Annotated in this window: 19 protein-coding genes and 1 pseudogene; 13 read left to right on the forward strand and 7 right to left on the reverse strand. The window is 64.7% G+C overall.

All coding sequences use genetic code 11. The features are described 5' to 3' along the window. Positions 1-70: 70 nt before the first annotated feature. The gene (gene nrdF / locus DFP89_RS04675; RefSeq protein WP_425452630.1) at positions 71-1,027 is read left to right on the forward strand and encodes a class 1b ribonucleoside-diphosphate reductase subunit beta; all 957 of its coding nucleotides are present in this window, start codon (positions 71-73) and stop codon (positions 1,025-1,027) included. A gap of 4 nt (positions 1,028-1,031) precedes the next feature. Here the strand turns inward: nrdF and DFP89_RS04680 are convergent, their stop codons facing one another. Then, positions 1,032-1,994, reverse strand: coding sequence for a bile acid:sodium symporter family protein (locus tag DFP89_RS04680; RefSeq protein WP_114348227.1), 963 nt, complete (start codon positions 1,992-1,994; stop codon positions 1,032-1,034). Between the two features lie 185 nt (positions 1,995-2,179). Between DFP89_RS04680 and DFP89_RS04685 the strand changes: the two genes are divergently transcribed. After that, entirely contained in the window at positions 2,180-3,436 is a 1,257-nt protein-coding gene (locus DFP89_RS04685) for an aminotransferase-like domain-containing protein (protein WP_245948595.1), read from the forward strand. Between the two features lies 1 nt (position 3,437). Beyond that, complete coding sequence (locus DFP89_RS04690; protein WP_114348229.1) at positions 3,438-4,091, forward strand: RraA family protein; 654 nt, start codon at positions 3,438-3,440, stop codon at positions 4,089-4,091. Here the strand turns inward: DFP89_RS04690 and DFP89_RS04695 are convergent. After that, positions 4,088-5,575 (reverse strand): inorganic phosphate transporter, encoded by a 1,488-nt coding sequence (locus DFP89_RS04695; RefSeq protein WP_114348230.1) that lies wholly within the window; start codon positions 5,573-5,575, stop codon positions 4,088-4,090. The genes DFP89_RS04690 and DFP89_RS04695 overlap by 4 nt on opposite strands. 166 nt (positions 5,576-5,741) lie before the next feature. Between DFP89_RS04695 and DFP89_RS04700 the strand changes: the two genes are divergently transcribed. From DFP89_RS04700 to bioD, 4 genes are all read left to right on the forward strand, one after another. Next, positions 5,742-6,410, forward strand: coding sequence for a GntR family transcriptional regulator (locus tag DFP89_RS04700; RefSeq protein ID WP_114348231.1), 669 nt, complete (start codon positions 5,742-5,744; stop codon positions 6,408-6,410). Positions 6,411-6,499: 89 nt separating this feature from the next. Next, on the forward strand, positions 6,500-7,066 hold the full coding sequence (locus DFP89_RS04705; RefSeq protein ID WP_425452632.1) for a biotin transporter BioY: 567 nt from the start codon (positions 6,500-6,502) through the stop codon (positions 7,064-7,066). Then, a complete protein-coding gene (bioB, locus tag DFP89_RS04710) occupies positions 7,063-8,088 on the forward strand; it encodes a biotin synthase BioB (RefSeq protein WP_114348233.1) in 1,026 nt (341 codons plus the stop codon). The genes DFP89_RS04705 and bioB overlap by 4 nt, the downstream gene beginning before the upstream one ends. Before the next feature lie 10 nt (positions 8,089-8,098). Further along, positions 8,099-8,743, forward strand: coding sequence for a dethiobiotin synthase (gene bioD / locus DFP89_RS04715; protein ID WP_220269808.1), 645 nt, complete (start codon positions 8,099-8,101; stop codon positions 8,741-8,743). Positions 8,744-8,791: 48 nt separating this feature from the next. Here bioD and DFP89_RS04720 read toward each other — a convergent pair whose 3' ends face one another. After that, complete coding sequence (locus DFP89_RS04720) at positions 8,792-9,415, reverse strand: response regulator transcription factor (protein WP_114348234.1); 624 nt, start codon at positions 9,413-9,415, stop codon at positions 8,792-8,794. A gap of 57 nt (positions 9,416-9,472) precedes the next feature. Continuing rightward, complete coding sequence (locus DFP89_RS04725) at positions 9,473-11,473, reverse strand: two-component system sensor histidine kinase NtrB (protein ID WP_245948596.1); 2,001 nt, start codon at positions 11,471-11,473, stop codon at positions 9,473-9,475. Positions 11,474-11,618: 145 nt separating this feature from the next. On the opposite strand from DFP89_RS04725, the gene DFP89_RS04730 reads away from it, so the two are divergent. The 3 genes from DFP89_RS04730 to DFP89_RS04740 all read left to right on the forward strand — a co-directional run bounded on the left by DFP89_RS04730 (position 11,619) and on the right by DFP89_RS04740 (position 14,649). Continuing rightward, positions 11,619-12,626 carry a TRAP transporter substrate-binding protein gene (locus tag DFP89_RS04730; RefSeq protein ID WP_114348235.1) on the forward strand — a complete coding sequence of 336 codons (1,008 nt, stop codon included), beginning with the start codon at positions 11,619-11,621 and terminating at the stop codon, positions 12,624-12,626. Between the two features lie 68 nt (positions 12,627-12,694). Next, a complete protein-coding gene (locus DFP89_RS04735) occupies positions 12,695-13,327 on the forward strand; it encodes a TRAP transporter small permease (RefSeq protein WP_114348236.1) in 633 nt (210 codons plus the stop codon). Next, the gene (locus DFP89_RS04740; RefSeq protein WP_114348237.1) at positions 13,324-14,649 is read left to right on the forward strand and encodes a TRAP transporter large permease; all 1,326 of its coding nucleotides are present in this window, start codon (positions 13,324-13,326) and stop codon (positions 14,647-14,649) included. The genes DFP89_RS04735 and DFP89_RS04740 overlap by 4 nt, the downstream gene beginning before the upstream one ends. An 80-nt stretch (positions 14,650-14,729) precedes the next feature. On the opposite strand, the gene DFP89_RS04745 is transcribed toward DFP89_RS04740, so the two are convergent. Then, positions 14,730-14,954: a hypothetical protein gene (locus tag DFP89_RS04745; RefSeq protein WP_114348238.1), complete on the reverse strand. Its 225-nt coding sequence runs from the start codon at positions 14,952-14,954 to the stop codon at positions 14,730-14,732. A gap of 12 nt (positions 14,955-14,966) precedes the next feature. Between DFP89_RS04745 and DFP89_RS04750 the strand changes: the two genes are divergently transcribed. Continuing rightward, positions 14,967-15,218 carry a hypothetical protein gene (locus tag DFP89_RS04750; RefSeq protein WP_147273269.1) on the forward strand — a complete coding sequence of 84 codons (252 nt, stop codon included), beginning with the start codon at positions 14,967-14,969 and terminating at the stop codon, positions 15,216-15,218. A gap of 502 nt (positions 15,219-15,720) precedes the next feature. Then, the gene (locus DFP89_RS04755; protein WP_342770935.1) at positions 15,721-16,116 is read left to right on the forward strand and encodes a type II toxin-antitoxin system death-on-curing family toxin; all 396 of its coding nucleotides are present in this window, start codon (positions 15,721-15,723) and stop codon (positions 16,114-16,116) included. A 163-nt stretch (positions 16,117-16,279) separates the two neighbouring features. Here DFP89_RS04755 and DFP89_RS20255 read toward each other — a convergent pair whose 3' ends face one another. Together DFP89_RS20255 and DFP89_RS04760 are read right to left on the reverse strand one after the other, a co-directional pair. After that, positions 16,280-16,435 carry a hypothetical protein gene (locus DFP89_RS20255; protein WP_181870246.1) on the reverse strand — a complete coding sequence of 52 codons (156 nt, stop codon included), beginning with the start codon at positions 16,433-16,435 and terminating at the stop codon, positions 16,280-16,282. A gap of 79 nt (positions 16,436-16,514) precedes the next feature. Beyond that, the gene (locus tag DFP89_RS04760; protein WP_114348241.1) at positions 16,515-16,859 is read right to left on the reverse strand and encodes a hypothetical protein; all 345 of its coding nucleotides are present in this window, start codon (positions 16,857-16,859) and stop codon (positions 16,515-16,517) included. A gap of 283 nt (positions 16,860-17,142) precedes the next feature. Between DFP89_RS04760 and DFP89_RS21145 the strand changes: the two are divergent. Next, a pseudogene (locus DFP89_RS21145) lies at positions 17,143-17,284 on the forward strand (transposase); the annotation flags it as partial. Positions 17,285-17,459 lie beyond the last annotated feature (175 nt).

Below are 17,459 nucleotides of genomic sequence, written 5' to 3' on the forward strand. Positions count from 1 at the left end.
TTTTACACCCCCGGACCCCCGTAGGATATTTGGACATGAAAGAGAGGTTCTTCGGATGAAGGATCATGTGATGAAGACCCCGCTGCGCGCGATCAACTGGAACCGGCTGGAGGACGAAAAGGACCTTGAGGTCTGGAACCGGCTGACGGTGAATTTCTGGCTGCCTGAGAAAGTGCCGCTGTCGAATGACGTGCAAAGCTGGGCCACGCTGCGCCCCGAAGAGCGTGAGCTGACCATCCGGGTCTTCACCGGGCTGACGTTGCTGGACACGGTGCAGAACACCATCGGCGCGCCCTCGATGATGCCGGATGCGCAGACGCCACATGAGGAGGCGGTGCTGTCGAATATCAGTTTCATGGAGGCGGTGCATGCGCGCAGCTATTCCTCGATCTTTTCGACGCTGTGCCTGACCAAGGAGGTCGATGAGGCCTTTCGCTGGTCCGAGGAAAACCCGCATCTGCAGGCCAAGGCGCGGCTGATCCTTGAGGAATACAAGGCTGGCTCGGACCCGCTGAAGCGCAAGATCGCATCGGTGTTTCTGGAGAGCTTCCTGTTCTATTCGGGCTTCTACCTGCCGATGTACTGGTCGAGCCGCGCGAAGCTGACCAATACCGCCGACCTGATCCGTCTGATCATCCGCGACGAGGCGGTGCATGGCTATTACATCGGCTATAAATACCAGCGCGCGCTGGAAAAGCTGCCCGAGGCACGGCGGCAGGAGCTGAAGGATTTCGCCTTTGCGCTGATCTTTGATCTTTACGACATCGAGCAGAAATACACCGCCGAGCTTTATGACGGCATCGGCCTGACCGAGGACGTAAAGGCATTCCTGCATTACAATGCCAACAAGGCCCTGCAGAACCTGGGCTATGAGGCGCTGTTCCCGCCCGCCGCCTGCGAGGTCAATCCGGCGATCATGGCCGCATTGTCGCCGGACAGTGAAAACCATGACTTCTTCAGCGGCTCGGGCTCGTCCTATGTCATCGGCAAGGCCGTCGCGACCGAGGATGAGGACTGGGATTTCTGATCAGCTAGGTGCGGCGGGCCATGCGCTGCGCGATGGCCGAGCAGACCAGAAGCTGGGTCATGTGATAGATCATCACCGGCAGCACGGTCGCCCCGACCGTTGCCGCCGGAAAGATGGCCGTGGCGATGGGCAGTCCGCTGGCCAGGCTTTTGGTCGAGCCGCAGAAGAACAGGACCGCCCGGTCCTGATGCGGCATATGGGTGATGCGTCCGCTGGCCACCATGATCCCCATGGCCAGTGCCAGCAGCAGCGTGACCACCGCAAGGCACAGGATCAGGCTGGGCGCCGGGATCGCCGACCAGATCCCCGCCACCGTGCCGGCGCCAAAGGCCGAATAGACGATCAGCAGGATCGAGCCGCGATCCACCACCATGGTCAGCAGTTTGTGGCGCTGGACGAAGCCTCCGATCCATGGCCTCAGGATCTGGCCGAGGATGAAGGGCAACAGGATCTGCAGCGCGATCTTTTCGATGGCGTCGAGGCTGATGCCGCCGCCGTCCTGATGCAGAAGCTGCGCGACCAGCAGGGGCGTCAGCGCCACCCCGATCAGGTTTGAAAGCGAGGCCGCGCAGATCGCCGCCGGGACATTGCCGCCCGCGATCGAGGTGAAGGCGATCGAGCTTTGCACGGTCGAGGGCAGGACGCATAGAAACAGCAGCCCCAGCGTCAGCTGCGGTCCCAGCACGCCGCCGAAGACCGCCGCAAGGATCAGGCCAAGGACTGGAAACAGCAGATAGGTCGCGGCAAAGGTCAGCCCTTGCAGGCGCCAGTTCAGCAGGCCTGCCCGCACCGACGCCGGGTCCAGCTTGGCCCCGTACAGAAAGAACAGCAGCGTCACCGCCCAGAAAGTGACGCCACGCAGCGCCTCGGCCGCGATGCCGCGCGCAGGCAGGATCAGGCCCAGAAGCACCGTGCCGACCAGCAGCAGCATATAGGTGTCGATGCCGATCCGTTTCAGCGCGTTCATGCCCGTCCCCGTCCTGTGATGCCGGGTTTGTGAGCCAGATCAGGGCCGGACACAAGCGCGGGGCACCGGGTCGGGGGGTGCTTTTGGGCCGTTGGGATGCTAGACGGCCCGCGAATCCTGCCCGGAACGACGCCAAGACATTGCCGCGCCCGGCGTATAATCCAGATCGATGACAAGGAAACCGCATGTCCAGCCAGCCCCAGCGCGCCCCAAGGACAGATCCGATGCCCGCGCCCGAGGCCTCGCGCCCCGGCTTTGCCCGCTGGCTGTCGCAAAGCAATGACGTCACTTCGGTCTTTCTGGCGGCGGGGCAGAACCCGGACCTGATCAATCTGGCGGGCGGCCTGCCGGAACCGGCGCTGTGGCCCGTGGACGAGCTGGCCGAACTGGCCGCCGAGGCGGTCCGCAACCACCCGGTCGAGACGCTGGCTTACGGCCCGATCCCGGGCCTGCCGGCGCTGCGCGATCTGATCGCGGCGCGCTTCTCGACCCCCACGCTGCGGCTTGGGCGCGAGAATGTACTGATCGCCACCAGCGGCATGCAGGCGCTGGAGCTGGTGGGCAAGGTGCTGCTTGAGCCGGGCGCAACGACCATCGCCGCACAGAGCCCCGCCTATCTGGGGGCGCTGGATGCGTGGCGTCCGCGCGACCCGGAATATCGCCCGATGCGGCTTGAGGATGCGGGTTTTGACCCGGTTACCGCGCTGGCCGGGGCGCAATTTGCCTATACGGTGCCGAATTTCTCGAACCCCTCGGGGCGGCTGGTGCCGTTGGCGCAGCGGCAGGCGCTGGTCGATGCCGCGCATGAGACCGGGACATGGCTGATCGAGGACGACCCCTACGGCGTGCTTTACTATGAGGGGGCGCCCCTGCCCCGGCTCTTGGACCTGTCCGGCGCGCGCAAGCCCGGCACCTATGACGGGCCGGTGGTCTATATGGGGACGCTCTCGAAAGAGCTGACGCCGGGGCTGCGTATCGGCTGGATCATTGCCGCGCCCGAGATGATCGCGGCGCTGGCGGCGGCCAAGCAAGGCAGCGACATGTGCAGCAGCGGGCTGGGGCAGATGATCGCCCTGCGCGCCTTCGAGCGCGACATTCCGGGCCGCATCCTGCCAGATATTCTGGCCACATATCGCGCCCGGCGCGACGCGCTTTGCGCTGCGATGCATGAGCATCTGGGCGAATATCTGGACTGGCAGCACCCTTCGGGCGGGATGTTCGTCTGGGCGCGGGCGCGCGATCCGCGCCTTGATACCGACCGGCTGCTGGCCCATGCGCTGGCCCATGGCGTCTGCATCTCGCCCAGCAGCGTCTTTGACCCCGAAGGGCTTGACCGGGGCGCCATGCGCATCAACTTTACCCTGAACGCGCCCGAGCGTCTGGCCGAGGGCGTCCGGCGTCTGGCCAGCGCGATCCAAGCCACACTTGCCGAAAGGAGCTGACATGACCGTGACCCTGCACCCCCCGGCCTTCGACGCCATCCCCGATGAGCTGCTGGCGCGCTGGCAGCGCATTCCGGTGGCGGTGGCGGCGGATCTGACGCCCTCGCATCAGATCGACCCGGCGATCCGGCCGCTGCGGCCGGTGGGGCAGCAGGCGGCGCTGTTTGGCCGCGCGGTGACGGTGCGCTGCACGCCGCCGGATTTCGGCGCGGTGCTGCACGCCGTCGGCGCGATCCGGGCGGGCGAGGTCCTGCTGATCGATGCCGGCGGCCAGACCCATCATGCGATGATCGGCGATATCCTGGGCGGGCATCTGCACCGGCAGGCTGCGGCAGGGTTGGTCTGCGATGGCGCCGTGCGCGATGTGGCGGGGCTTTCGGCTATGTCCGGCCTGCCGGTCTATGCCCGCGCGGTCAATCCGCTGGGTCCGACCACCGCCCGCATGGGCGAGGTGAATGGCGGCATCATGATCGGCGGCATCGCCATCGCGCCGGGCGACCTGATCTTGGGCGATGATGACGGGCTTGTCGCTCTGCCGCCCAGGCTTTTGCCCAAGCTGATCGACGCGGCCGAGGCCAAGCTGCGGCTTGAGGCCGAATGGACCGCGCGGCTGACGGCGGGAGAATCGATCCGCGATATCTTCAAGCTGGGCTAGGCTCCGCCCGTCGCCATCTGGATTGCCAGAAAGATCAGCGCCGACAGGATCGCGGCGGCGGGAACCGTCACCACCCAGGCGGTGGCGATGGTCATCACATGCGAGCGGCGCACCAGCTTGCGGCGGCGGCGCTCCTCGGGCGGGATGCGGGGGCGGTCTTCGTCGTCCTGGGACAGGCGCAGGCGGCGCTCGGCATCCCATTCGCGGAAGAAGCCGACGCCAAAGATCGCACCCACCGCAATATGGGTCGAGCTGACCGGCAGGCCCAGCCAGCTGGCCACGATCACCGTCAGCGCCGCCGACAGCGCCACGCAAAAGGCGCGCATCGGGTTCAGCTTGGTGATCTGGCTGCCGACCATGCGGATCAGTTTGGGGCCGAACAGGAACAGCCCGAAGCTGATGCCGAAGGCTCCGATCAGCATCACCCAGACCGGAATGCTGACATCATGGGTGAAATCGCCGGTCTGCGAGGCCTGCACGATGGCCGCCAGCGGCCCGACCGCATTGGCGACGTCATTGGCGCCATGGGCAAAGCTCAGCAGCGCGGCGGACACGACCAGCGGAATCGCGAACAGCACCTTCAGCGACTTGTTGCGGTTCTCAAGCCCCTCGGACTGGCGGCGGACGACCGGGATCATCACCAGCCAGGTCGCGATGCCCAGCCCCAGCCCCAGCAGGACCGCCATGCCCAGCGAGACATCGATCAGATTCTTTAGCCCCTTCAGCGCCAGATAGGCGGCAAAGGCGCCCGACATGATGCCGACCAGCACCGGCACCCATTTGCGCGCCGCCGCGATCTTGTCGGGCTGATAGATGATGCGGGCCTTGATGAACCACAAAAAACCCGCCGCGCTCACACCGCCCAGCACCGGCGAGATCACCCAGCTTGCGGCAATGGCGCCCATCATGCCCCAGTTGATCGCACCGAAACCGGCCGCCGCGATCCCCGCACCGACGACGCCGCCCACGACCGAATGCGTGGTCGAGACCGGAGCCCCGATCCAGGTCGCGAGGTTCACCCACAAGGCCGATGACAGCAGCGCCGCCATCATCGCCCAGATGAAAACGTCGGACTCGGCGATGCCGCCTGGGGTGATGATGCCCTTTGAGATGGTCGAAACCACGTCGCTGCCCGCGATCAGCGCACCCGCGCTTTCAAAGATCGCGGCGATGACGATGGCACCGCCCATGGTCAGCGCATTGGCGCCCACCGCCGGGCCCATGTTGTTGGCGACGTCATTGGCGCCGATGTTCAGCGCCATATAGGCACCAAAGGTCGCGGCGATGACCACGATCAGCGTGTTGCTGGTCTGGCCCAGCGACAGCGCCGCCACCAGCCCTGCCAGAATGATGAAGACAAAGGCGATGCCCGGACCCACCAAGGGCCGCGAAACATAGCTTGCCGCCATTTCCAGATTCGAAAAGCGCCCGAGATCGCGGTCCAGCGTCTCGAGATGTCGGGATTCGTGGTCGTTCTGGGCCATGCTCTCACCGCTGCGGTCGCGCCGGGTGGGTAGGCGGGATTTGGGGGCAAATCAACCTTTGCGTCACCGAAACGTTAAAGATTCTTTACATGGCGCTGCGGATGGGTCGCTATGGCGGCCGGTAGCAAGTATCGACAATCCTTTCCTGTCGGATTTATCTATAAAAATGACCAGCAGATCAGAAGACACTCTCGCCCATCGCATCAGCCGCGTGCTGGCCGAGCGCATCATCGCCGGCCAGATCCAGCCGGGGGCGCGCCTGCGTCAGGACCATATTGCCGAGGAATTCGGCGCCAGCCACGTCCCCGTGCGCGAGGCGTTCCGCCGGCTCGAGGCGCAGGGCCTGGCGGTCAGCGAGCCGCGCAAGGGCGTCCGGGTGGCGAGCTTTGATCTCGACGAGGTCAAGGAGGTCGCGGCGATGCGCGCTGCGCTTGAGGTGCTGGCGCTGCGCCATGCCGCCCCGCATCTGACCCCGGCGGTGCTGGATGCGGCGGATGAGGCGACGCGGGCGGGCGACGCCTCGCGCGATGTCCGCGAATGGGAGGAAGCGAATCGCCGCTTTCACCGCCTGATCCTTGAGCCTTGCGCGATGCCGCGGCTGCTGGCCTCGATCGACGATCTGCATGCAGCCAGCGCGCGCTTCCTGTTCACGGCCTGGCAATCGACCTGGGAGGCGCGCACCGATCACGATCACCGCGCCATTCTGGGCGCCCTGCGCAAGGGCGATGTCGAGACCGGCTGCGCCACGCTGGCGCGGCATGTGCAATGGATCGGGCATCGCCCCGTTGCCAGCCCGAATGGCCGGCACCGAAGCGCTTTCGCCATCGTCGGTTAAAATTATCTATAATATCACTTGCGACTCATCGCCGCATTGCGCTCAATATAGATCATCGTGTTGATTATCTATAATTCTGAGGAGCAATGATGAGCACCACCCCCTCCCTGTCGCATCCGGCAATGCCGGGTCTGGCCCGAAAGGGCGCCGTCATCGTCCTGGGGGTCGCCCTCATCACCCTCTGCGCCAAGCTTCGCGTGCCGTCCTGGCCGGTGCCGATGACGCTGCACACGCTGGCGGTGATGGCGATTGCGCTGGCGACGGGGCCCCGCCTCGCGACGGCGACCTTCATGGCCTATCTGATGGCGGGCGCGGCGGGATTGCCGGTGTTTTCCGGCACACCGGAGCGCGGCATCGGCCTCGCCTACATGGTCGGCCCGACCGGCGGCTATCTGCTGGGATATCTGGTCGCCAGCTGGGTTTCGGCCAGCATGGCGCTGGGGCGCGGGACGCCGGGCCGGATCATCGCGATGCTGGCGGGGCTGGCGATCACCTATGCCGTCGGCCTGCTCTGGCTTGCGAAATTCGTGCCGGCGGGCGCGGTCGTGGCGGCCGGCTTCACGCCTTTCATTCTGGGCGATCTGATCAATATCGCCATGGTCGCATTGGGGGCCATTGTCCTGCCCGCGCGCCTGATGGGACGGATCGGGCAATGACCGCGCAGCTCCCTTGCCTGCCCGAAGGGCAGATCGCGTCCCGGACCGCCTTGCGCCATGACTGGACCGAGACCGAGGCGCGGGCGATCCATGATCTGCCCTTTCCCCAGCTGATGTTTCGTGCCCAAAGCCTGCATCGGCAGCATTTCGACCCCGAAACCATCGAAACCGCGACGCTTTTATCTATAAAAACCGGCGGTTGCCCCGAGGATTGCGGCTATTGCTCGCAAAGCGCGCATCACAAGACCGGGCTTCCGGCCTCGAAACTGATGCAGGTCGAGGAGGTTCTGGCCGAGGCGCGCCGCGCCAAGGCCGGAGGCGCGACCCGGTTCTGCATGGGCGCCGCCTGGCGCGGCCCCAAGGATCGCGACATGGCGGCGGTCTGCATGATGATCCGGGGTGTGCGCGAACTGGGCCTGGAAACCTGCGTCACGCTGGGCATGCTGACGCCGGCGCAGGTCGCACAGCTGGCCAGGGCCGGGCTGGACTATTACAACCACAATATCGACACTTCGCGCGACTATTACCCAGACATCGTCACCACCCGGACCATGGACGACCGGCTTGAGACGCTGGCCCATGTCCGCGCCGGCGGGATCAAGGTCTGTTCGGGCGGCATCCTCGGCATGGGCGAGCGGCCCGAGGACCGCATCTCGATGCTGGTGACGCTGGCCACCCTGCCCGCGCATCCCGACAGCGTGCCGCTGAACATGTGGCACCCCGTCGCCGGCACCCCGGTGATGGAGAAGGCCCGCCCGGCCTCGGCGCTGGATCTGGCGCGGCTGGTGGCGCTGGCGCGGATCCTGATGCCGCAAAGCGTCCTGCGCCTGTCGGCCGGGCGCGAAGCGCTCAGCGACGAGGCGCAGGCGCTGTGCTTTCTGGCCGGGGCGAATTCGATCTTTACCGGCGAAAGGCTGCTGACCACCGCCAATCCCGAACGTGACAAGGATGCGGAGCTGCTGGCGCGGCTGGGGATGCGCATGGCCGAGCTGCCGCCCCACCCGATAATCGCTGCCAATTGAGGTTTCCTGCATGACCCACGCCATCATCCGACACGCCATCGTTGTCACCGGCACCGATACCGGCATCGGCAAGACCGTCTTTGCCGCCGGGCTGGCCGGGGCGCTGGACGGGTTTTTCTGGAAACCTGTCCAGGCCGGGATCGAGGGTGCGACCGACAACCAGACCGTCGCCCGCCTGTCGGGCCTGCCCGAGGGACGCATCCTGAAAGAGGCCTGGCTGCTGCGCACGCCGGCCTCGCCGCATCTGGCCGCGGCGCTTGAGGGGGTCGAGATCAATCCCGACCTCATCAATCCGCCGGCGCTGCCCCGGCCGCTGGTCATCGAGGGCGCGGGCGGGGTGATGGTGCCGCTGAACCGGCGCCGGACCTATCTGGATCTCTTTGCCCGCTGGAACCTGCCGACGGTGCTCTGTGCCCGCACCCGGCTGGGGACGATCAACCACACGCTGCTGTCGCTGGCGGCGCTGCGTGACCGGGGCATTCCGGTGCTGGGCGTGGCCTTCATCGGCGATCCGGCCCCCGATACCGAAAGCATCATCGCGGAACTGGGCCGGGTCAGGGTTCTGGGCCGCATGCCACGGCTGGCGCGGCTGAACTCGCTGACCGTGCCCGCCGCCTTTCACGAGGGGTTTTCCATGGATCATTTCCGCATCTAGGCCAGAATCCAGGTCCGGAACATGGACCGGCGCCCCGGCGCCATGCACTCAGTCCGTGCCGCGCGGGCCCTCATCGGCGGCCAGCATCGCGGCCAGCTCGACCGCGTTCCTGACCCCCATCTTGGCCAGCACCCGGCCGCGATGGACCTCGACCGTGCGCATCGAGATGTTCAGCTCGGCCGCGATCTGCTTGTTCATCGCCCCGGTCAGCATCAGCGCCATGACCTCGTCCTCGCGCGCCGATAGCGTGGCGCGGCGGACGGCAAGACCGCGGCGGCTGGCGGCCTCGGCCCTGGCGGCGATATGGGTCTGGATCGCCGCCAGCACCAGATCGACGATCTGGTTGTCGTTGAAGGGTTTTTCCAGAAAATCATAGGCCCCGGCCTTGAGCGCCTGCACCGCCACCGGCACATCGGCATGGCCGGTCAGAAAGATCACCGGCGCGGCATTCCCCAGCGCCCGCAGCCGCTGAAAGGTTTCGGGGCCACTGAGCCCGCCCATGCGCACGTCCAGGATCACGCAGGCGCAATCGGCCAGCGGCTGCGCGGCCAGGAACGCCTCGCCCGAGGGCCAGCCGCGCGAGGCCACCCCCCGCGAGGTAAAGAGGAAGCTCAGCGCGTCGCGGATCGCCTCTTCGTCATCGACGATATGGATCATCCCCTCGCCCGTCATGTCGCAGCCGTCATTCTGTCACCCCTTACCCTGCACCCGTGCCGCTTGCCCATGGCGTCAAGCCGCCTTTTCCGCCCCCGCCCGCAGCGGCAGCAGGATGCGGAACACCGTGCCCCCGCCCGCGCCCGGCCGATGCGTCAGCAGCCCGCCATGCAGTTCGACGATCGAGCGGCAGATCTTCAGCCCCATGCCCATGCCCTGCGGCTTGGTGGTGGCAAAGGCATCGAAAAGCCGCCCCGCCAGTTCCGGGGCGATGCCGGCGCCGCAGTCGGCGACCTCGATCACGACATGACCCGCCTCGGTCATCAGCCGCACCTCAAGCCCGTCGCCCGAGCGGCTTTCCCCCATCGCCTCCATCCCGTTTCGGATCAGGTTGATCAGCACCTGTTCCAGCAGGATGCGGTCGGCCTCGACCGGCGGGACCGGGGCGATGGCGGCCGCCAGTTCCACCCGGTGTTCGCGGGCATCAGCCTGCAGGAATTCGACCGTCTCGGCAATGACCTCGTCCAGCCGGGTTTCCGAAAAGCGCGGCTCGCGCTTTTTCACCAGATCCTGAATGCGGCGGATGATCTGTCCGGCACGGTCGGCCTGACGCGCCAGTTTCTGATTGGCCTCGCGCATCAGCACCGGGTCGGCATCGCCGCGATCCATCAGATTCTGCATCCCCGCCGCGTATGAGGCGATGGCCGCCAGAGGCTGGTTCAGCTCATGCGCCAGCGTCGAGGCCATCTCGCCCAGCGTCACCAGCCGCCCGGTGCGGGCCATGGTCTCGTCCTGCGCCCGGGCCAGCCGGGCCACGCGTTTCTGTTCGGTGATGTCAATGACCGAGCCCATCCAGCCGCGATGCTTGCCGGCCGCGTCGATCAGCGGCGCATCATAGACCTGGACATCGATCTCGTGCCCGTCGCGATGCAGGAAACGGGTCTCGAAGCTGCGCACGGCCGGACCGCGGGCCATCTCGCGGTGGCGCGCCTCGGTTTCCGAAAGCCGCTCGGGGTCCCAATAGGGCATCGGCGGCATGCGCCCGACCAGCTCCGAGACCTCCCAGCCGACCAGGTTGCAAAAGGCCGAATTGACGTAAAGGATGCGGCCCGAATGATCCTTGGCGCGCAGGCCGACGGTCAGGCTTTCCTCCATCGAGCGGCGGAACGCGGTCTCGTTGCGCAGCCGCAGCTCGGCCAGCCGCCGGTGGCCGGCGCTGCGAAACAGGATCACCAGCGCCAGAATGGCAAAGATCGCCAGCCCGCCGATCGCCGCCATCAGCAGCGTGGTGCGAAACGAGGTCGGCGCCTGATAGGCGTTGATCTGGACCGCCACGCCACGCAGGGGCGGATCGAAACTGATGGCGTGGCTGGGGCTGTCGGCGGTGGGGGTCAGGCGCTGGCGGGCGGCCAGCTCGGTGCCGGCACTGTCAAGGATGCGCACGCCATATTGCTCGGCGATCCACCAGGGCAGGTGGCGGTTGAGAAGCAACGGCAGCGACAGCGTCGCGGTGACAAAGCCCCGCCTTCCGGGCAGGGCAAGGCCCATGGCGACGCTGCCATCGGGGGCAATGTCGCCGTAGCTTGGCCGGGTGGTGCCGACGCCGCTTTGCGCCAGCCGGCCCACCAGCACGTCATCGCCCGGCGCATCGCGGCCCGGAAGCGCGCGGATGCGGCGGCCCTCGGCATCATACCAGACCACGGACAGGAATTCCGGGCTGCCGGCGATATGGGCGCGGGCGCGGGCATCGATGGTCGCGCTGGAGATGCCGCTGGCCGTATCCAGCGACATGCCGACCAGCATGTCCTCGTCGACCGACATCTGGAAGCGCAGGGTCTGTTCGACCCAAAGCGCATCCGTGGCCAGTTTCGTGCGCGCCTGCTCGGTCTCGCTGCGATTGGCGATCCAGATCACCAGCGTCACCAGCACGACCAGCGCCACGATGGCAAACAGCGGCACCAGCGACAACAGATCAAGGCCGCGCCGCACTGGCACGCGCCCCTCGCCCGACCACGGATCGCCGTAGGGCGCAGGCTTGCCGCCGCCAAGCCGGACCGGTCTGTCGCCTCGGATCACCTGCACTCCCCCCAGCGCATCATCTTGCCGCCGCTATCTCGCGAGCGGCCTATTGCGGAAACCCACAATAGCGATCATCACGGATTGGTGACAAGAAACCAATCACCGCTCGGAGGGGCGGACAAGTAATTAGGGAGGAAAAGCCATGCTGACTCGTCGCAGCTTCACCGCCATGGCGGGGGCCGTTGCCATTGCCATGTCTGCCGCGCTGCCCGCGCTGGCTCAGGACGCCATCACCATCAAGTTCAGCCACGTCGTTGCCCCGGACACGCCCAAGGGCAAGGGCGCGCAGAAGTTCAAGGAACTGGCCGAGCAATATACCGAAGGCAAGGTCAAGGTCGAGATTTACCCCAACAGCCAGCTCTACAAGGACAAGGAAGAGCTTGAGGCGCTGCAACTTGGCGCCGTGCAGATGCTGGCCCCGTCGCTGGCCAAGTTCGGCCCGCTCGGCGTCCAGCAATTCGAGCTGTTCGACCTGCCGATGCTGTTCGCCAACCGCGAAGAGCTGCGCAAGATCACCGATGGCGACGTCGGCAAGGGTCTTCTGGCCAAGCTGGAAGACAAGGGCATCAAGGGCCTGGCCTATTGGGATAACGGCTTCAAGATCATGTCGGCGAACTCGCCGGTGATCACGCCCGACGATTTCCTGGGCCTGAAAATGCGCATCCAGTCCTCGAAGATCCTCGAGGCGCAGATGGAGGCGCTTGGCGCCGTGCCGCAGGTCATGGCCTTCTCGGAAGTGTATCAGGCGCTGCAGACCGGCGTTGTCGACGGCACCGAAAACCCGCCCTCGAACATGTACACCCAGAAGATGCATGAAGTGCAAAAGCACGCGACCATCTCGCGCCACGGCTATCTGGGCTATGCGGTGATCGTGAACAAGGCATTCTGGGACGGCCTGCCCGAGGATGTGCGCGCCAATCTGGAAAAAGCCATGGCCGAATCGACCGTCTATGCCAATGGCATCGCGGCCGAGGAAAACGACAAGTCGCTGGAGGCGATGAAGGCCGCCGGCACCACCGAATTCCACGAAATGACCGACGAAGAGCGCGCCGAATGGCTCGAAGTCCTCAAGCCCGTGCATGAGGAAATGTCCGACCGCATCGGCGCCGACCTGATCCAGCAAGCCTATCAGGCGATCGGAACCAACTGATCCCGGAATAGGCCAACTCGGGGGGTGCGGACTGCGCACCCCTCCTTTCCCCCATATCGAGGTATGCCATGCTGTTACGCATCCTCGACCGCTTCGAAGAAGTCTTGATCTCGGTGCTCATGGCCGTAGCCGTGGCGCTGATCTTCGTCGCGGTCGTTCACCGCTTCTCGCTCGGCGCAGCCGCGGATCTGGTCGGCTACGCCCGAAGCCATGAGATGACCGGCCTGCAATCCGCCGCCCGTTCGGTCTTCAAGGCGATCAATTCGATCAAGCTGACCTGGGCGCAAGAGGCCTGTATCTATCTGTTCGTCTGGATGGCCAAGTTCGGCGCCGCCTACGGCGTGCGCATCGGCATCCATGTCGGCGTCGATATTCTGGTCGAACGTCTGAAAGACCCGGCCAAGCGGATCGTCACCGCCATCGCCATGTCGGGCGGGATCCTCTTCACGGCCATTCTGGTCTGGATCGGCACCGATTTCGTCTATCACGTCCGGCTGGGCGGGCAGACCTCGCCCGATCTCGAAATGCCGATGTGGATCATCTACCTGGCGGTGCCGCTGGGATCTGCGCTGATGTGCTTCCGCTTCATCCAGGCGCTCTATCTGTATCTGACCACCGGCTACATCGCCCATCATGACCTGAGTTCGGTCGATGGCGTCGAGGAAGAGGCCAAGGACGTCGCCGAGGGGGGCCACGGATGACCGCGCTTATCATCTTCCTGATCCTGACGGTGCTTTTGCTGACCGGGATGCCCGTCTCGATCGCATTGGGTCTGACGGTGTTCTCGTTCCTGTTCGCCTTCACCGAAATCCCCATGGACAGCATCGCGCTGAAGCTGTTCACCGGCATCGAGAAGTTCGAGATCATGGCGATCCCGTTCTTCATTCTGGCCGGCAACTTCCTGACCCATGGCGGCGTGGCGCGGCGGATGATCCGTTTCGCGACCTCGATGGTGGGGCATTGGTATGGCGGCATGGGCATGGCTGCGGTCATGGCCTGCGCGCTGTTTGCCGCGATCTCGGGCTCGTCGCCCGCGACCGTGATGGCGGTGGGCTCGATCCTGATCCCGGCCATGGTCAAGCAGGGCTACCCGCCGCAATTCGGCGTGGGCTCGATCGCCACCGCCGGCGGCCTTGGCATCCTGATCCCGCCCTCGATCGTCATGGTCATGTATTCGGTGGCGACCTCGGGCATGGTCGTGACCGGCCCCGACGGCCAGCCGGTCCTGTCGGCCTCGATCGGGACGCTGTTCATGGCCGGTGTCGTGCCGGGTCTGATGCTGGCCTCGATGCTGGGCGCCACCACCTATTTCCGCGCGAAAAAGCACAACTACCCGCGCATGGCCCGTGCCGACTGGCGCGAGCGCTGGCTGGCCTTCCGCGAGTCGGTCTGGGGTCTGATGCTGATCGTCATCATCATGGGCGGCATCTATGGCGGCATCTTCACGCCGACCGAGGCCGCGGCCGTCAGCGCCGTCTATGCCTTCGTGATCGCAGTCTGGGTCTATAAGGACATCAAGCTGCGCGAAGTGCCCAAGGTGCTGCTGTCCTCGGCGGCGATGTCGGCGATGCTGCTCTATATCATCACCAATGCCGTGATGTTCGCCTTCATCCTGACCAGCGAACAGATCCCGCAGACGCTGTCGGACTGGATCGTGGGCCTGGGCCTGGGCAAGATCGGCTTCCTTCTGGTCGTCAACATCATGCTGCTGTTCATCGGCATGGTGATGGAGCCCTCGGCCATCGTGCTGATCATGGCGCCGATCCTTTATCCGGTCGCCGTGAAACTGGGCGTCGATCCGGTGCATTTCGGGATCATGATGGTCGTCAACATGGAGATCGGGCTGTGTACGCCTCCGGTGGGCCTGAACCTCTATGTCGGCTCGGCGATCTCGAAACTGGGCCTGACCGAGGTGACCAAGGCGGCCCTGCCCTGGCTGGCGACGGCCCTGGTGTTCTTGATGCTGATCACCTACGTGCCGGAAATCACCATGTTCCTGCCGCATCTTCTGGGCATGAACTGACCGCGAGAGACGCGGGACATCAAAAAGGGGGCCGGTTCATTCCGGCCCCTTTTCCATTGTGACAGGTCGCGATGCGCGGGTCAGTCGCGCAGTTTGACCACCTTCTTGCCGAAGTTCCGGCCGCTGATCACATCCATCAGCGCCTTAGGGGCAAGCTCCAGCCCATGGCTCATATCCTCGATATGGCGGATTTCGCCGGCCAGGACCCAGGGACCGATCTCGCGCTGGAACTGGTCCCAGAGGTGGAAGTAATCGGTGACAAGAAAGCCCTGCACCAGCACCCGGTGTTGCTGGAACCGCGCCATTATCACGTCCGAATGATCCGGCAGCGCCGCGTTCGGCTGTTTGCTGCGCGCAAGCCCGCCCGGATCACCGACATCGGCGCTGCAGCGCCGACCGAGCCGTCGGAGAACTTCAGCGAGCGTCGGGTCGGCATGACCTTCAATATGCCCGAGAGCCGGCACAAGCGTTTCAAGATGGCTGCCTTGCAGTCCGACATGTCCATGCGCGAGCCGCTGATACGCAGCTTTGACGCCTGGCAGCGCGAGGAAATGAAGAAGGGCCGGTGATCCAGCCCTTCCTTCAGAACAGTGCGGTCAGGTGCGGCTTGGCGACCCAGGCCGCTGTCGCGGCCGAAAGGATCGCGAAGGACATGCACGTGGTGATCTCCGTGGGGTTTTGGCGATCGTAGATCCTCCATGAACATAAGTAGATACTTGCTTATTGACCTGCGCTCGAACCGTTGCGCTACGTGCGTTGCGTGGCTTTTGAGGAACTTAGTTGTAAGTTCACGAATTGAGAGTATGTTGTGCAGACTAGAGACCGGAGATACGGTTATGACCATGCGGAAATGCGATAAATGCGGCAGGGTTCACCCTGTTCGGCGCGATCCCGCCTGCGCGCATGATTCGGTATCTTACTGTATTCCGGCCAATATGCCCCATGCCATCGTGTCCGAGAATACCGCTCGCAAGCGTCTGAGCGCGCGCGAGGCAATGGCGCGCACCAAGGTGCAATACAGGCAGACCCTCGACTATCTGGCTTAATGTCTGCCTTTCAGCGTCCTGACCTCTGAATGAGGTCCATTTCCTCACGCTTGAGGATTTGGACTTCTTTCATGAGGAGGTGCTGACGCCAAGACAGATCATGGGCTATCGGCAGCTCAGCGACCTGCAAGGCGCGATCGGCCGGCCGCAAACCGCAGCCTATTACGACGAGAGTGCAGATCTCGTGCGGATCGCTGCTTATTACTGGCATGGGATCGCGCTCAGTCATGGCTATGTGGATGGCAACAAGCGCACCGCCTTCACGTCGATGACCACATTCCGGCTCATGAACGGCCTGGAGTTCGTCGCGCCCGATTACGCGCTCGGCCCCTGGATCGAAAACCTCTTCGAGACGGATCGGTTCGATCTCGACGTGCTCGACACGCTCATTCGAACCCATGCGCGGCCTCTGACGGACTGAGTTGGGGATCGGGAGCGCAGGGTTCGAGCGCCGACCCGTCTTGCGTCACCCGTCACCCTGCCCTGCGTCACCCTGCCTGGTCCCGGTGTCTTCAGTATCTGGATCTGGCACCGACCCGGAGGGTTCAGCCGAAATCCAGTCGTGAACACCCTGGGCATCTCCATCACCGTCGCTGCAAATCTCTGAGACTTCGCATCACGCGCAAACCTACCAGAAAACCGACCGCATAGCCTGGAGTGACGATGTAGAAGAGCGCCGGCAGCGCAAAGACGAGCGCGCAGCCCAGGGCATCGGCGAGCAGTTTGGAAAGCTTGTGCATGTCTGACTTTTTAGTTAAATAGCTATCTAGCTATTTAACTGTAGCGCATCCAGCGCAGTAGGTCGGCTGGCAATCGCGCTCAGAAGGGCTTGAGGCTGAAACGGCTCTCCGCCTCCGTCGCCAGGGCAGCGGCAAGAAGGGCGAGGCCGGGATCATCCACGCCGTCCCGCTTCAGCCGCCCGAGGATCTCGTCATGGAGCGCCCCGGCGTCTCGGATCAGGTCTTCCAGCCGCACCCGCAGCACCTCGGCCTGTTGCCACTCCGGCCGGGTATAGGGGTCGCAATTCTCGCCCAGGCTGGCGCGGTGCTTGTAGGCAAGGCGCTCCAGCGCCGTCATCTGCCTCAGCCGCTCCTTGTGGCGTGCCACCGACTCGCGGATCTGGGCGCGGCGGTGCTCTTTCGGATCAGGCTCAGGCTGGGACATAGGTCGATTTCCTTTCAGGCTCGAGGATTTGGGGAAGGGCTGGGTTTTCATACGCGCGGTTTCTGGCAGGGACGCCCCGTGCGTCAGAATGCTACCATAGGCTTAGTACTAAGCGTTAAACAGATGCCAGAGGCAAAACGCATTCTGGTGAAAAAACAGGTCGCTTTCGCGGCCTGCTCTTAGCTTACATCGTGATATATGATGAGCTGCTCGCTGAAAATCGGACAGTGACGGAAGCTAAGATCTGACGTCTGCTGGTCTCCAGGAACGAGGAGATCAGGGCATGTCGAAGCACAGGAACCGCGACGCAGCATTCAAGGCGCGTGTGGCGCTGGAAGCCGTGAAGGGTGAGCGCACGGTGTCGGAGCTGGCCGCCGAATATGGCGCGCATCCGACAATGATCCATCAGTGGAAGAGGGCGCTGTTGGACGGCGCGGCAGACATCTTCGAGCGGGACGGCAAGAAGGCCCCTGAGATCGACGAGGATACGATTCGAGTGCTGCATGCGAAAATCGGGGAACTGGCCGTCGCCAACGATTTTTTTTGTCGCGAAAGCTCAAGCCTCGGATCGGCAAGTGGTGAGGGATCGAGCCGCCACCG

It is taken from the genome of Paracoccus lutimaris (assembly GCF_003337565.1).
Taxonomy (GTDB): domain Bacteria; phylum Pseudomonadota; class Alphaproteobacteria; order Rhodobacterales; family Rhodobacteraceae; genus Paracoccus; species Paracoccus lutimaris.

Excerpts from the sequence above, each read along its gene's own strand:
- bioD (WP_220269808.1), top strand. The coding sequence starts at position 8,099 with ATGACCCACGCCATCATCCGACACGCCATCGTTGTCACCGGCACCGAT.
- DFP89_RS04750 (WP_147273269.1), top strand. The coding sequence starts at position 14,967 with ATGATCCGGCAGCGCCGCGTTCGGCTGTTTGCTGCGCGCAAGCCCGCC.
- DFP89_RS04730 (WP_114348235.1), top strand. The coding sequence starts at position 11,619 with ATGCTGACTCGTCGCAGCTTCACCGCCATGGCGGGGGCCGTTGCCATT.
- DFP89_RS20255 (WP_181870246.1), bottom strand. The coding sequence starts at position 16,435 with ATGCACAAGCTTTCCAAACTGCTCGCCGATGCCCTGGGCTGCGCGCTC.
- DFP89_RS04705 (WP_425452632.1), top strand. The coding sequence starts at position 6,500 with ATGAGCACCACCCCCTCCCTGTCGCATCCGGCAATGCCGGGTCTGGCC.
- DFP89_RS04700 (WP_114348231.1), top strand. The coding sequence starts at position 5,742 with ATGACCAGCAGATCAGAAGACACTCTCGCCCATCGCATCAGCCGCGTG.
- DFP89_RS04720 (WP_114348234.1), bottom strand. The coding sequence starts at position 9,415 with ATGACGGGCGAGGGGATGATCCATATCGTCGATGACGAAGAGGCGATC.
- DFP89_RS04735 (WP_114348236.1), top strand. The coding sequence starts at position 12,695 with ATGCTGTTACGCATCCTCGACCGCTTCGAAGAAGTCTTGATCTCGGTG.
- DFP89_RS04740 (WP_114348237.1), top strand. The coding sequence starts at position 13,324 with ATGACCGCGCTTATCATCTTCCTGATCCTGACGGTGCTTTTGCTGACC.
- nrdF (WP_425452630.1), top strand. The coding sequence starts at position 71 with ATGAAGACCCCGCTGCGCGCGATCAACTGGAACCGGCTGGAGGACGAA.
- DFP89_RS04680 (WP_114348227.1), bottom strand. The coding sequence starts at position 1,994 with ATGAACGCGCTGAAACGGATCGGCATCGACACCTATATGCTGCTGCTG.
- DFP89_RS04695 (WP_114348230.1), bottom strand. The coding sequence starts at position 5,575 with ATGGCCCAGAACGACCACGAATCCCGACATCTCGAGACGCTGGACCGC.
- DFP89_RS04760 (WP_114348241.1), bottom strand. The coding sequence starts at position 16,859 with ATGTCCCAGCCTGAGCCTGATCCGAAAGAGCACCGCCGCGCCCAGATC.
- DFP89_RS04685 (WP_245948595.1), top strand. The coding sequence starts at position 2,180 with ATGTCCAGCCAGCCCCAGCGCGCCCCAAGGACAGATCCGATGCCCGCG.
- DFP89_RS04745 (WP_114348238.1), bottom strand. The coding sequence starts at position 14,954 with ATGGCGCGGTTCCAGCAACACCGGGTGCTGGTGCAGGGCTTTCTTGTC.
- bioB (WP_114348233.1), top strand. The coding sequence starts at position 7,063 with ATGACCGCGCAGCTCCCTTGCCTGCCCGAAGGGCAGATCGCGTCCCGG.
- DFP89_RS04690 (WP_114348229.1), top strand. The coding sequence starts at position 3,438 with ATGACCGTGACCCTGCACCCCCCGGCCTTCGACGCCATCCCCGATGAG.